Source organism: Microcoleus sp. MOSTC5, assembly GCF_036701825.1.
Taxonomy (GTDB): domain Bacteria; phylum Cyanobacteriota; class Cyanobacteriia; order Cyanobacteriales; family Microcoleaceae; genus Microcoleus; species Microcoleus asticus.
The window spans coordinates 1-12,922 of sequence record NZ_JAUBRK010000106.1 but is presented as its reverse complement, the minus strand read 5'-3'; the positions used below and the strand labels follow the sequence as shown (position 1 = coordinate 12,922).

General features: G+C 46.3%; 13 protein-coding genes and 1 pseudogene. 4 read left to right on the top strand and 10 right to left on the bottom strand.

The window, feature by feature from the left end; translation table 11 throughout:
• The first annotated feature begins 370 nt into the window (after positions 1-370).
• The 3 genes from QUA54_RS32360 to QUA54_RS32350 all read left to right on the top strand — a co-directional run bounded on the left by QUA54_RS32360 (position 371) and on the right by QUA54_RS32350 (position 3,830).
• Complete coding sequence (locus tag QUA54_RS32360; RefSeq protein ID WP_333418921.1) at positions 371-1,627, top strand: ABC transporter substrate-binding protein; 1,257 nt, start codon at positions 371-373, stop codon at positions 1,625-1,627.
• Between the two features lie 152 nt (positions 1,628-1,779).
• Positions 1,780-2,730, top strand: a complete 951-nt coding sequence (locus QUA54_RS32355) for a branched-chain amino acid ABC transporter permease (protein WP_333203818.1) — start codon at positions 1,780-1,782, stop codon at positions 2,728-2,730.
• 164 nt (positions 2,731-2,894) lie between these two features.
• The gene (locus QUA54_RS32350; protein WP_333418919.1) at positions 2,895-3,830 is read left to right on the top strand and encodes a branched-chain amino acid ABC transporter permease; all 936 of its coding nucleotides are present in this window, start codon (positions 2,895-2,897) and stop codon (positions 3,828-3,830) included.
• On the opposite strand, the gene QUA54_RS32345 is transcribed toward QUA54_RS32350, so the two are convergent.
• The 10 genes and pseudogenes from QUA54_RS32345 to QUA54_RS32300 all read right to left on the bottom strand — a co-directional run bounded on the left by QUA54_RS32345 (position 3,802) and on the right by QUA54_RS32300 (position 11,801).
• Positions 3,802-3,951, bottom strand: coding sequence for a hypothetical protein (locus QUA54_RS32345; protein ID WP_333418917.1), 150 nt, complete (start codon positions 3,949-3,951; stop codon positions 3,802-3,804). The genes QUA54_RS32350 and QUA54_RS32345 overlap by 29 nt on opposite strands.
• A gap of 203 nt (positions 3,952-4,154) precedes the next feature.
• A complete protein-coding gene (locus QUA54_RS32340; protein ID WP_333418915.1) occupies positions 4,155-4,562 on the bottom strand; it encodes a VOC family protein in 408 nt (135 codons plus the stop codon).
• Between the two features lie 98 nt (positions 4,563-4,660).
• The gene (locus QUA54_RS32335) at positions 4,661-5,074 is read right to left on the bottom strand and encodes a VOC family protein (protein ID WP_333418913.1); all 414 of its coding nucleotides are present in this window, start codon (positions 5,072-5,074) and stop codon (positions 4,661-4,663) included.
• 88 nt (positions 5,075-5,162) lie between these two features.
• Positions 5,163-5,594 carry a YciI family protein gene (locus QUA54_RS32330; RefSeq protein ID WP_333418911.1) on the bottom strand — a complete coding sequence of 144 codons (432 nt, stop codon included), beginning with the start codon at positions 5,592-5,594 and terminating at the stop codon, positions 5,163-5,165.
• A 37-nt stretch (positions 5,595-5,631) separates the two neighbouring features.
• Positions 5,632-6,078, bottom strand: coding sequence for a nuclear transport factor 2 family protein (locus tag QUA54_RS32325; protein ID WP_333418909.1), 447 nt, complete (start codon positions 6,076-6,078; stop codon positions 5,632-5,634).
• Between the two features lie 185 nt (positions 6,079-6,263).
• Complete coding sequence (locus QUA54_RS32320) at positions 6,264-6,662, bottom strand: YciI family protein (RefSeq protein ID WP_333418907.1); 399 nt, start codon at positions 6,660-6,662, stop codon at positions 6,264-6,266.
• 177 nt (positions 6,663-6,839) lie between these two features.
• Complete coding sequence (locus tag QUA54_RS32315; RefSeq protein ID WP_333418905.1) at positions 6,840-8,084, bottom strand: RNA polymerase sigma factor; 1,245 nt, start codon at positions 8,082-8,084, stop codon at positions 6,840-6,842.
• 25 nt (positions 8,085-8,109) lie between these two features.
• A complete protein-coding gene (locus QUA54_RS32310; protein ID WP_333418903.1) occupies positions 8,110-8,676 on the bottom strand; it encodes a GNAT family N-acetyltransferase in 567 nt (188 codons plus the stop codon).
• A gap of 25 nt (positions 8,677-8,701) precedes the next feature.
• Positions 8,702-10,573, bottom strand: a complete 1,872-nt coding sequence (locus tag QUA54_RS32305) for a serine/threonine-protein kinase (RefSeq protein WP_333418901.1) — start codon at positions 10,571-10,573, stop codon at positions 8,702-8,704.
• A 319-nt stretch (positions 10,574-10,892) separates the two neighbouring features.
• Positions 10,893-11,801: pseudogene (locus QUA54_RS32300) on the bottom strand (aldo/keto reductase).
• A gap of 177 nt (positions 11,802-11,978) precedes the next feature.
• On the opposite strand from QUA54_RS32300, the gene QUA54_RS32295 reads away from it, so the two are divergent.
• A complete protein-coding gene (locus tag QUA54_RS32295; RefSeq protein ID WP_333418899.1) occupies positions 11,979-12,590 on the top strand; it encodes a DUF1802 family protein in 612 nt (203 codons plus the stop codon).
• Positions 12,591-12,922: the final 332 nt, after the last annotated feature.

The window sequence follows — 12,922 nt, the reverse complement described above, 5'->3', positions numbered from 1 at the left end:
TCTCTATCTTGATTTTTTTGACGAGGTTAATAGTGCTTTAAGCTTTCAAACTATTCTTTTTTCTAGGTTCAGTTTTTACCTTCCGGTTGTGGTTGTTTGAACCGCTTCCCTTCTGGCGCTTTATTAATATACTGATTCCGCAAGATGTTGTCAAGCGTTTTGTGAAAGTATTTTTGAGTTTTTTTTGAAGCCATACACCGTCAGGGTTTTGGCTATTACACCGCGTTGGGTCATCCCCTGGCTGACTCCTCTTTATGGCTTGGGTCTTTTTTTTTGCCAAGATTGGACTTTTGAGGGGAGCATCTACCACGTATGGGTAGAATATCTCTACGTGTAGATGTTCTATATATAGATGTTCGATCGCCCGCTCATGAAAAAACCTACAGCCCGCCCTAGTGGCTTATTCATTACCTGCGCTTCACTGCTGCTGGCTTGCAGTCAGACGAACACTCCCCAAACCTCTACTACAGTATCTCCGGCGACTTCCCCATCTCCCGGTGCTTCGCCAGAGAGTTCACCTGGGAGTAGTTCCAACACTATATCTATAGGTATTGGCGTGGCCCAAACTAGCAATGTGGCTTTACTGGGTCAGGAACAGGTGGCTGGGGCGAAAATTGCTGAGAAGTATTTCAACGATAAGGGCGGTGTGGATGGGACGCCGATTAAACTGGTGTTCCAAGATACGGGTGGAGACGAACAAGGGACGATTAATGCTTTCAATACTCTGATCAATCAGGATAAGGTGGTTGGTATTGTGGGGCCAACCCTGTCACAACAAGCTTTTAGTGCCGATCCGATCGCCGATCGCGCAAAAATTCCCGTACTCGGACCATCCAACACCGCTAAAGGCATTCCCCAGATTGGCGATTATGTTGCCAGAGTCTCCGCGCCTGTCGCCGTAGTAGCACCTAATGCGGTGAAAGCTGCACTTAAGCAAAATCCCAATATTAAGAAAGTAGCCGTGTTTTTTGCTCAGAATGATGCTTTTAGCAAATCTGAGACTGAAACTTTTCAGACAACGGTTAAAGATATGGGACTGGAATTGGCAACGGTCCAAAAATTCTTGACTACTGATACAGATTTTCAATCTCAAGCCACTAATGCGATAAATGTCAAGCCCGATTTGATAATTATTTCGGGGTTGGCGGCTGATGGAGGCAATTTAATTAAGCAGTTGCGGGAGTTGGGATACAAAGGCGTTATCATTGGGGGCAACGGTCTGAATACTTCTAATGTGTTTGCAGTTTGTAAAGCACTTTGTGATGGAGTTTTGATTGCCCAAGCCTACAGCCCGGAATATGAAAATGAAGTTAATAAAGCTTTTCGCGATGCTTATCGCGCTCAATTTAAGAAGGAACCGCCTCAATTTAGCGCTCAAGCTTTTACTGGCGTACAAGTTTTTGTTGAGTCATTAAAGGCACTTAATGCTAAGTCGAAGGTTAGCCAAAATCCTTTGGCAGAATTGCGTACTAATTTGAATCAGCAGTTGTTGGGTGGAAAGTACGATACTCCTTTGGGGGAAATTTCTTTTACGCCTGAAGGGGAGATTAATCAGAAAGAGTTTTATGTGGCACGGATTAAGATGGAGGCGGATGGCAATAATGGTAAGTTTGAGTTTTTGAAATGATGGGAAAGGAACGTTCGGTAACGGATTGCCTAGACAGACTGAACGGAGTTAACGGATGTCAAGAAAATCCAATAAGTAAGAGGAAAAAGGGAAAAATCGTAGCGTATTTGTTGTTGAATGATTTGGCTTTGATGGTCAATTTTTAACGGGTGATGGACTTAACTCTGTTTTTGCAACAATTTTTGAATGGTTTGTCGATCGGCAGCGTGTATGCTATTTTTGCCCTGGGATACACGCTGGTCTTTTCTATTCTCGGAATTATTAATTTTGCTCACGGTGCAGTATTTACTTTGGGTGCTTATTTCACTTATGCACTGATGGGAGGTGCTTTCGGTTTTAATGGATTGTGGGCTAACGCTCGAATTCCCGTGGATTTGCCTTTTGCTGTGGCGTTAATTTTGGGAAGTGTCATGGCTGGTTTGGTGGGAGTAATTGTTGAAAGAGTGGCTTTTTTGCCTTTGCGCCGGCGACACTCGGATTCTCTGCTGACTGTGGTTTCTAGTTTGGGTGTAGCTGTTGCGATCGCCAATATCATCCAATATCTTGTCGGTGCGGAAATTTACACTTTTCCTGCTAACACTTACGGCTATTTACCGGCTGCAATTAACTTCGGAACAGCGGATAAACCTATTCCGATTCGGACTGTTCAAATAGTAATTTTTGCGGTATCAGTTGCGATTGTGGCTGTCTTAACTTACTTAATAAATTTTACTAAATTTGGCAAAGCAATGCAGGCTGTGGCTGAAGATGCGACAACTTCTAGTTTATTGGGGATTGATACTGATAGGTACATTGTGTTGACGTTTTTTGTGAGCAGTTTTCTGGCGGGTTTGGCGGGGAGTTTGGTGGGTTCTAGTGTGAGTATTGCTGGGCCGTATTTTGGTATTGCTTTTGGTTTGAAAGGTTTGGCGGTGATTGTACTTGGTGGGTTGGGGAGTATTCCTGGGGCTGTTTTGGGAGGTTTTATAATTGGTTTGGTGGAGGCTTTTGTGCCTGGTGATTTTTCGGCTTATAAGGATGCTGTTGCTTTTGCTATATTGTTTATTATGCTATTGGTTAGGCCGCAGGGTTTGTTGGGACGGCGTTTGATTCAGAAGGTGTAAGATAATTCGGCGATTGAAATCGCTTAAGAGTCAAACTAAGTCCCTCTCCAAGAGACTAAGAAATAGAGGTGTTTGATTTAAAAGGTGTCAGAAAATTCGGCGATTGAAATCGCTTAAGAGTCAAACTAAGTCCCTCTCCAAGAGACTAAGAAATAAAAAAAGTTATGAATGAATTTTTTACTACTTACGGATTTTTGATTGTCTCGATGTTGCTAGGTGCAATGTTGGGAATGTCGCTTTATTTGCCTCTAATGACTGGACAATTGTCTCTGGCTAGCCCTGGTTTTTATGCTTTGGGTGGGTATATTGCGGCGATTTTATCTACGACGGTTTTTCAACAGACAGGGGGTTTATTTCCAGTGCCGTTGTTGTTATTAGAGATGATAATTGCAGGGGTTGTTTCGGGGTTGCTGGGGATTTTGGTGGGAATTCCGGCGCTGCGCTTGAGTGGGATTTATTTGGCGATCGCAACTATTGCTTTTGTGGAAATTTTGCGGGTTTTATCGCTGAATTTAGATATCACTGGCGGGGCTGTGGGCATTTTTGGGATTCCGCAACCGTTTGCAACGCCGATCGAGTATTTGTGGATTGTACTACCTTTACTGTTGGTAAGTATGGCGATTGTCTATCGGCTGGAACGGATTCGGGTTGGGCGGGCTTTTGCGGCGATCCGCGCTGATGAGTTAGCGGCTGATGCGATCGGCATTAACCCAACTTTTTATAAGGTTTTGGCTTTCACGTTAGGCGCTATTTTAGCTGGTGTTGTGGGTGCAGTTAGTGCCCATTTCCTGAATACTTGGAACGCCCGTCAAGGTACTTTTGATGCTAGTATTATTTACTTGACTTCTGTGTTGATTGGTGGTACCAGAACGTTTCTGGGAGCAGTTTTGGGTGGTATGGTATTTACTGCTTTGCCGGAGGTTTTGAGGGGGATGGCGACTATTCAGGGATTGCCGATTTGGTTAGCACAATTTCTGCGGGATGGACGTTTAATTATTTTTGGGTTGCTGATTGTTTTGGGGACGATATTTTTTCCGCAAGGTTTGGTGACGTCGGAGTTGTTGAAGAGGTTTAAAAAGGGCGATCGTACTTCTGTTTAAAAAAGGATGGCCAGCCATCGCCTCCACCAGCAATCATCAGTACCGTATCGTTGATGCGGACTTCAGAGTCGATCGGCTTTCCCGATTCATTGGGGAACCGCCTCAGTTCGATCGCTGCCAATACTCAAATGAGAAATGCCATTTTTCTGCTACACCATCGACAACGAAATACGGCGAAACGCAGTTGTAGCCAACTGGTTTAGATGATGAATTCATGGTTTATGCAGTCTTTTTGGATATTCGATCGCTCCTCTCAATGCAATCACTAACTGGGACCCATTGAGAAGAGCTTTGTATTGTTTTCAGGAAGCAGATAGAAAATGCCTAACCTTGATTAACTGCGCTGGGTTCCATGAACATAGTTTCCCAAATGTGGCCATCTAAATCCTGAAAGCCATGACTATACATAAATCCGTAGTCTTGCGGTTCATTGTAGGTCGTTCCGCCAGCAGCAACTGCGTTGCGAATCATTTTATCCACTTCTTCTCGGCTCTCGGAAGACAAGCATACCAGCACTTCTGTACTCTTGGTGGCATCGCAAATTGCGTTGGGTGTAAATTCCTTGAACTTGGCTTCTGTCAAGAGCATGACGAAGATGTCTTCGCTCACAACCATACAAGTGGCAGTTTCGTCAGTAAATTGGGCGTTAAAGCTGAATCCAAGTTTAGTAAAAAATTCGACAGACCGATCGAGATTTTTGACGGGTAAATTCACGAAAATTTTAGTAGCCATGTTTTCTCCTTTTTAACTTCGATCGCAGGGTGAAACATTAACGATTTTTCGCTAATGTTTGAATAGAAGGGTAAAGCCTGTGAGCAAACTTGAAAGGGTTAGGTAGCTGGCTGGACATTAATCATCCACGGTGTGCCAAATCGATCGACAAGCATTCCAAAACGGGTAGACCAGAAGGTCTCTTGGAATGGCATCTTTACCGTTCCGTTTTCTGCCAATTTTTGAAAGATCCGCTCCGCTTCGACCAGATCGTCAAATTGAAGATTCACAGAGAATCCCTGTGGTTTTTTAAAGGAATCGGGTGGAGTGTCAGAACCCATCAATACCATTTCACCAACAGTTAAGTTGGCGTGCATGATTCGATCGCGCTGTTCGGAGGGAATTTCCTCAGACATGGGCGCATCCCCATAGGTCATCATCCCGTCGATTTTGCCACCTAAACACTGTTCGTAGAATTTAAATGCAGCTTTGCATTCACCGTCAAAAAAGAGATAAGTATTCGATTGCATCATGTACTCCTTTGGTTAATAGTCGATCGAGCAATCCATTCATAGGAAATGATGTGGCTGCCGGACGAAAAGTTAGGCAGTATTTATGCCCTCAAGAACGCTGGAGTTTTTCTGCCCCCGCCCGAATGCGTTCTTCCTGTTCCCTGAGTTCGGGCGTCAAGGATTCGCCGAAGTCCTCTTCTGTAAAGATCGGGCGAATTTCGATCTCGGATTCTCCTGGCATCGGGTTGGGGCAGCGTTTGACCCAGGCTATCGCTTCCTCCATCGACTGCACTTGCCAGATCCAGTATCCGGCAATCAGCTCTTTTGTCTCTGTGAACGGCCCGTCAGTCACGCTGCGATTTGTGCCTGAAAACCTTACCCGCGCTCCTTTTGAGCTGGGATGTAGCCCTTCGCCAGCGAGCATAATTCCCGCCTTGACCAATGCTTCGTTGTATTCCCCCATTTCCGTCAGAAGCTGTTCGCTGGGCATGACGCCTGCCTCTGAGTCTTCGGTAGCTTTGACTAGAACCATGACTTTCATAGTGAAATCTCCTTTTGTTTGTGGTTGTTGAGCTGGGCTAAGGTGCGCTCGTGAAAACGGCTTGAGACGTTTCTGGATCGAAGGGGACAGAGCAATGCTCGTGAACAATCTGCCATCTGCCCTGTTTCCGCTGGCACGCAGAGGTGATTCGCATCCACATCTGCGCCCCTGGGTGATCTTTTGGCATCCCTGTGAAGTGAAAAAGCCAGTGCGCGATCGCCAAATCACCGCTCACGGTAAGGCTGAGGTCTCGCATCTCAATCCCGAAGGAGTCCGGGAAGCAAGGCAGGCACGCCTCCCACGTCCGTCGAAATTCATCTGCACCTTTGGTTTGGAACGGCGGTATTGCATCGAAAATAATCACATCTTGGGCGTAGTGCGCCATGATGCCATCGAGGTCTTTGGCGCAGATGGCACTGGCCGTATCTGCGATGATTTGTCGAATCTGGGCTTCGACTTGTGTTTTGGTGGTTTCGGTTGTCATAGTCATCGTGGTATCTCCTTATTGATTGATGTCGATTGGTTTTCCGGGCGCAGATTGAAAACTGCTAACCCTTGCTCTACCATCTAGTCGAATAGAGGTGCGCGCGATCGACAAGTTGAACATTTTTTCTGAAAAAGTTTGTCAGTGCTGATGTGGAACTTTGCGTTGAGCGGTATTGACAGCAATTACTGGTCAGATGGCAAGCCCGACAGTTCCACGATCGGGCGAATTTCAACCGTACCTTTACTGGCGCTTGGTAGGCGTGCTGCGATCGCGATCGCTTCGTCAAGATCCTTGGCCTCGATCAGAAAGTAACCGCCGAGTTGTTCGCGCGTCTCCGCAAACGGCCCATCGGTGACAAGTTTTTTGCCGTCACGCACTCGAATACTGGTTGCTGTGGCGATCGAGTGCAGCGGCGAAGCACCCAAATATTGACCGTTGGCTTGCAGTTCTTGGGTTAGCTGCAAAGACTTTGCGTAGCATTGCTGCAGCTCGCTTTCAGTCCAGGCATTTTCGTCGCTGTAAATCAGCAATATGTATTTCATCGTTGGCTCCAAAATTCGATCTGAGATAGTCGCCTTCATTAGACCTCTTGCAAAAGTCCTTTTCATAAATTTATTGGACGGGCAAGATGCCCATCCCACAAGAAAAAATAACTCTTGTGGGATGGGCATCTTGCCCGTCCTAGTTATTTTTGCAAGAGGTCTATTTAGTAGTCGTTCGGCGAGGCTGCAAATCGACAGCGCAGAAAAAAAAAATTTTCACCCTAACTCGCGAAGGCGTTTTTCGAGAAAACGACGCTCTGGTTCCTGTTTCACGATCGCCAGCGCCTTTTGGTAGGATTCTCTAGCATCAGCCGTTCTGCCCAGCCGCCGACACAAATCGGCTCGCGCCGAGTGTGCCAGATGGTAGTCTGCCAAATCGCCACGGGTTAATATTTGGTCGATCGATTGCAGTCCCGCTAAGGGGCCATCACGCATTGCCACTGCCACCGCCCGATTTAAGGCAACAACCGGCGACGGCTCTAATTGCACGAGCAGGTCGTATAAGCCCACAATCTGCGCCCAGTCCGTTGCTGCAGCACTCTGAGCCTCTGAATGCACCGCTGAGATCGCAGCCTGAAGCGTGTACGAACCAAACCGTCCTGATGATAGCGATTGCTGCACCAGTAACCTGCCTTCAGAAATTTGTGCTTGATTCCAGAGCGATCGATCTTGGTCTTCTAGAAGGATGAGGTCGCCTGTGGAGGAAGTGCGTGCGGTGCGCCGCGATTCTTGCAGCAGCATCAGCGCCAGGAGTCCAATCACCTCGGAGTCTGGCAACAGTTCCATTACCAGCCGTCCCAAACGGATCGCTTCGTCAGCGAGATCTGCCCGCGTCAGCGATCTGCCAGATGAGGCGGCGTACCCTTCGTTAAACACCAGGTAGATCGTTTGAAGCACGGTGTCCAATCGATCGGGCAAATCGGTTTTCGACGGCACTTGATAAGGAATGCGTGCGTCGCGGATCTTCGCCTTGGCCCGCACGATCCGCTGCGCCAACGTGGGGGGAGCAATCAGGAAGGCGCTGGCAATTTCCTCGGTACTGAGTCCGCAAACTTCCCGCAGCGTCAACGCCACCTGAGCTTCTGGCGACAGGGCCGGATGACAGCAAGTGAAAATCAAGCGCAGGCGATCGTCCTCAACGTCCTCGTCATCCTCGATTGTGGTGTCACTCGGCTCGAGTTGTTGAGCGAGTTCTGCCAAGTGCGTATCAAAGCGGGCGCGACGCCGGATGGTGTCGATCGCTTTAAAGCGACCCGTAGATACAAGCCACGATCGCGGGTTAGCGGGAATGCCGTCGCGGGGCCATTGCGCTACAGCCGCAGCGAAGGCTTCGTGCATCGCCTCTTGGGCGCGATCGAAGTCACCGAGCAAGCGGATCAGTGTGGCTAAAACGCGGCGCGACTCGGACCGGTACACAGCTTCCACCTGCTGACGGATTTGATTGGCTGCTGTCTCATTCATAAAGCGTTCACAAAACAAAAATATATTATCGGCCGTGCCGCAGAGTACGATGCTCCCATTGCGCCCGTGCAATCCGCCAATCGACCTCGCTCCAACCGCGATCGGACATCCATAATGACCCTGGGCGGGTAGCAACCACCTCTGCTCCTATCCACTCCGCCAACCGAGCGATCCGGGTATTTGCACTCACGGTAGACCCGGAGATCGCCTTCAGATCGAGTTCCGCGAACCCAAAATCGAGCAGCGCACGCCCCACCTCGATCGCGTAGGCATATCGCCCCCAATAGGCTGGTGCCAGTTCTAGACCAAATTCCATCTCGCCAGTTTCACACAACTCTCCCCGCAGTCCACAGCAACCGACAAGCGCGTAAGGTTCCTGTCGTTGTACGATCGCCAGTTGGTAATTGAGTCGAGGGCGATCGGCCGCCCATGCTTGAAACATCTCGAATAGACGTGCGGCATGGTCGGGACTAGACCGATCGGGTTCGTAAAATGTCTGGTTGCGCGGATCGGCTTGATAGTCCAAGAATGGCGATCGATCGGAATCTACAAAGTCACGCAGCAGAAATCTTTTGGTTACAATCTTTATCATGATTTACAACTTTAATTATGGGCAATTAAACAAACATCATATTCTGCCAAATCTTAATAGTTTTGTCACTGCTGCCGCTAGCAAAAAACTCTCCTTCCGGGCTAAAATTAACAGAATAAACCGAGTTAGTATGACCCGCAATATTACAAATTTCTTGACCGTCTTTCACTCGCCAAATCTTGATAGTTTGATTGCTGCTGCTAGCCAGAATCTCGCCATCGGGACTAAAAGCAATAGAATCAACATACCAAGAATGTCCTGCGATCGTTAAAACTTCTTGCCAATCTTTGACCCACCAAATTTTAATAGTATTGTCATGGCTGCCGCTAGCCAAAAACTCTCCATTGGGACTAAAAGCTATGCAGCGAACTGAGTCTGTATGGCCTGTAAGTGTGCGAAGTAGCTTCCCATCTTTGACTCGCCAAATCTTGACTGTTCTGTCCCAACTGCAACTAGCAATAGTTTCGCCATCAGGGCTAAAAGCAACAAAATAAACTAAATTGATGTGACCCGCAAGCGTGCGAATTTCTTGCCCGTCTTTGACTCGCCAAATCTTGATTGTTTTGTCCCAACTGCTGCTAGCAATAATTTCGCCATCTGGACTGAAAGCTGCGCTGTAAACTGAGTTACTGTGACCGATCAGGGTGCGGATTTCTTGTCCATCTTTCATCCGCCAAAGTTTGACAGTTTTGTCGTGGCTGCTGCTGGCTAGCATCAGCCCGTCGGGGCTGAAGGCTACTGTATAAACTGAGTTAGTATGACCTGTAAGAGTAACTATTTCTTGCCCGTCTTCAACTCGCCACAGTTTGATTGTTTTGTCATCGCTGCCGCTGGCTACAACTTCTCCGTTGGGGCTGAAAGCAACAGAGTAAATTAAGTTTTTGTGACCTGTGAGGGTGTGAAGGCATTGCCAGTTATAGGTTGGCTGTTGGGGCGGGGCAGGAGTTTTTCCTGGTTTAACTAACTTGGAATTTGTTTGAGGGATTGCTAGATCGATCGCAACTTGAGGATTAATTTCTTTTAATACTTCAACAGCCGTTTGATAGCGACGGTTGGTAGCATTTGCAATCATTTTGTCTAAAATTTTACCGAGTTCTTCACTGACGGGGTTATTCGCTAAATACTGCCGCCATATCCAGGCATCTTCACCAGGATCGAAGAGGTCAAAAGGGGAAACTTGAGTTAGCAAATACAAACAAGTTACGCCTAAACTGTACAAATCGCTGGTAAAAAATGCTTTGCCTCTAGCTTGTTCGGGGGCGATGTATTCGGGGCTGCCGATGCTGGTTCCTGTTTTGAGTAATGCTGTACCTGTAGCAATTTTGGCGGCGCCAAAGTCTACTAAAACTAATTGTTTGTCGGCGCGGCGGATGATGTTTCCGGGTTTGATGTCTCGGTGAATAACGTTGTGGGAATGGATGAAGTGAAGGACGGGTAATAAGCTATTGAGTAAGTCTTGAATTTGATTTTGTCTAAATGTGCCTTCTGTTTCTACAATTTGTGCTAAATTTTGCCCGTCAATAAATTCTTGGACTACATATTGTCGGCTGTCTTGGATGGAATAGGCTAACAGTTCGGGAATTTGAGGGTGTTTTCCCAATTCGTCTAATCGCATTGCTTCTTGTTCAAAAAGTTCGGCTGCTTTTTTGCTGTTGCGATTGCTTGCTGATGGGATGAGTTGGCTGTCTGTGGGTAAAAATTGTTTGATGACGCAGCGGGGTTTTGAGGGTTTGTCTTCGTCAACGGCGAGAAATGTTCTGCCAAAGCCACCTTGTCCGATCGCCTTTATAGCCCGGTAGCGATCGCGCAGCAGCAGTTTGGAACGGCAATTTCGGCAAATTTTGGCTGCGGGAGGGTTTTGCGGCTTGGAACAGTTGGGGTTTAGGCAGTAACTCATTCGATTTTAGATTTTAGATTTTAGATTTTAGATTTGGGATTACGGATTTTAGATTTTATGTTTTTGAATATTTGCACTAGGCAGTAAATATTATACCTCTTTAGATTTTAGATTTTAGATTTTAGATTTGGGAGTACGGATTTTAGATTTTATGTCTTTGAATATTTGTACTAGGCAGTAAATATTATACCTCTTGCCCGACTATTATATAAAATTTATAGAACTTATTCTCAGAGTGGTTTTACGCGCTATTTATCGGGGTAAGGTGCGCACTGCGCACCTTACATATAGAGGTTTTGCTAGTCCTGAATAAACTATTTTAGAAATTCCACATAACGGGGTTATCGTCTAAACGATCGGTGACGGTTCGCCCGATCGCGTCAATTTCTTTTAATTCCTCTTCACTCAATTTTACCTCAGCAGCTTTAGCATTTTGGGCTGCTTGTTCCCCGTCGCGCGCGCCGACAATTGCATTTGTTTGCGGCTGAGAAATCAACCAAGCTAAAGCTAAATTTCCTAAGCTTGTCTGGTGGCGATCGGCAATTGGCCTGAGTTGATTTAATGCTGTTTGCACTCGGTCGTAATTTTCTTTGATGAACAGCTTATTTTTGGCGCGGTGGTCGCCTTCTTCAAACTTGTGTTATGGTCCGAATTTACCTGTCAATATTCCTTGAGCTAGAGATGAATAGGCAATGATTGAGATATGATTGTCCACACAATAGGACATAGCATCTTTTTCTACCCAGCGCCAAAACAGAGAATATGGCGGTTGCAAGCTGTCGATGCGTCCGTATTGGGCGGCTTCTTCTATTTGGGCGCGGGAGAAGTTGGAAACGCCGATCGCCCGAATTTTTCCCTGTTCTTTTAACTTGTTCATGGCGTCCATTGTTTCTGCAATTGGCACTAACTCGGAATTCCAAGTGCCGGCGGGCCAGTGGATTTGGTAAAGGTCGATATAATCGGTGTTGAGGTTTTTTAGCGATCGATCGCAGGCTTCGATTAACAAATCTGGTTTCAGGTGGTTGGCGAAAACTTTGCTAGCATAAACTACTTGCGATCGCACATCTGAAAGTGCTTGACCGATAATTTGTTCCGAATGCCCTTCTCCGTAAGCCTCAGCCGTATCAAAGGTGGTAATACCCGCCTCAAAAGCGGCGCGCATTGCTTTGACAGTTTCAGCATCCTCAATTCCCACCCACATCCGCTTGCCAGCTTGCCAAGTCCCCATAATTATCGGGGTAATCTGAATTTCTGATGTCCCCAATTGTCGCTTTTTCATACCCTAAGTCCTGATTTAGATTTTTAGTATTCACCTTCAAGCTATCTAATTTTAACAGAAAAAAGTTGCTGTACTTGCTTGAGAGGACCGATTTTGTTACTATTGTTAAAACAAGACTAAATTCTTATGAAATCAACTACTCGCGCACTGAAAGAATGGAATGTAGCAGTTAATGCTTTGGAACAAGGTCAAACGATTGTGCTGTTGCGGAAGGGCGGAATTCGCGAGCAAGCAGGACAGTTCAATGTCAATGACAAACAGGTTGTGCTGTATCCAACTTTTGAACACCAACAGCCTGATTTATTAAAACCGGATTTTGCGAGTCAGGTAAAAACTGTAGAATCTGGTTGGCATCCGGAAATTATTAGAATTGGCAGTTGGGCTGAGATTACCGATGTTTTTTTGGTAGCTTGGGAACCGGCAATTACTGCGCTGTTTCCTTACCATATTTGGAATGAAAAATTTGTCAGCGATCGCCTGAAATGGAAACAAAATCAGCCAATTTATATTTTATTGCTGCGGGCTTATCGCCTTGCAGAAACCCGAGAAATTCCGTACATTCCTGAATACGGCGGTTGCCGTTCTTGGATAGATTTGGCAGATCCTATTTCGCTGGAGGGAAGCCAAGCTGTTTTGAGCGATGGAGAGTACATTGCACGATCAAATGAAATCCGCAATCTGATCGCGAATCCTCCCAATGCTTCTGGTTTGCAGAAAGTCACAACGCTGAAGGGTTGAATTTTCCGCGCATCTAACTTGTTGAAAGTAGATAGAATGTATCAACACTTCGGACAGTTTCAGGGCTTACGCATGAGCGCTTATTCCCGGTTTTTACTAAAATTTGCGAGGAGGAACGATAAATATAGGAAGAAATCGGGTTTCATCAGTCAGCGGGCGTAAGTCACCTACAATGAAGCATCCAGACGCTACAGAATGGCTGCTTTGAAATCGTGATCGATCTTCAGAAGAAGGTTGGCTATGAGTCAGATTAAAATTAGACCTCTTGCAAAAAAGATTTATGTTATAATTAGAGGTTTTAAATTTCATCCCCTAGAGCTAACTCATAATTG

Coding starts and splice junctions, on each gene's coding strand:
- QUA54_RS32350 (WP_333418919.1), top strand. CDS start 2,895: ATGAATGAATTTTTTACTACTTACGGATTTTTGATTGTCTCGATGTTG.
- QUA54_RS32315 (WP_333418905.1), bottom strand. CDS start 8,084: ATGAATGAGACAGCAGCCAATCAAATCCGTCAGCAGGTGGAAGCTGTG.
- QUA54_RS32340 (WP_333418915.1), bottom strand. CDS start 4,562: ATGGCTACTAAAATTTTCGTGAATTTACCCGTCAAAAATCTCGATCGG.
- QUA54_RS32325 (WP_333418909.1), bottom strand. CDS start 6,078: ATGACAACCGAAACCACCAAAACACAAGTCGAAGCCCAGATTCGACAA.
- QUA54_RS32355 (WP_333203818.1), top strand. CDS start 1,780: ATGGACTTAACTCTGTTTTTGCAACAATTTTTGAATGGTTTGTCGATC.
- QUA54_RS32330 (WP_333418911.1), bottom strand. CDS start 5,594: ATGAAAGTCATGGTTCTAGTCAAAGCTACCGAAGACTCAGAGGCAGGC.
- QUA54_RS32335 (WP_333418913.1), bottom strand. CDS start 5,074: ATGATGCAATCGAATACTTATCTCTTTTTTGACGGTGAATGCAAAGCT.
- QUA54_RS32295 (WP_333418899.1), top strand. CDS start 11,979: ATGAAATCAACTACTCGCGCACTGAAAGAATGGAATGTAGCAGTTAAT.
- QUA54_RS32320 (WP_333418907.1), bottom strand. CDS start 6,662: ATGAAGGCGACTATCTCAGATCGAATTTTGGAGCCAACGATGAAATAC.
- QUA54_RS32310 (WP_333418903.1), bottom strand. CDS start 8,676: ATGATAAAGATTGTAACCAAAAGATTTCTGCTGCGTGACTTTGTAGAT.
- QUA54_RS32360 (WP_333418921.1), top strand. CDS start 371: ATGAAAAAACCTACAGCCCGCCCTAGTGGCTTATTCATTACCTGCGCT.
- QUA54_RS32305 (WP_333418901.1), bottom strand. CDS start 10,573: ATGAGTTACTGCCTAAACCCCAACTGTTCCAAGCCGCAAAACCCTCCC.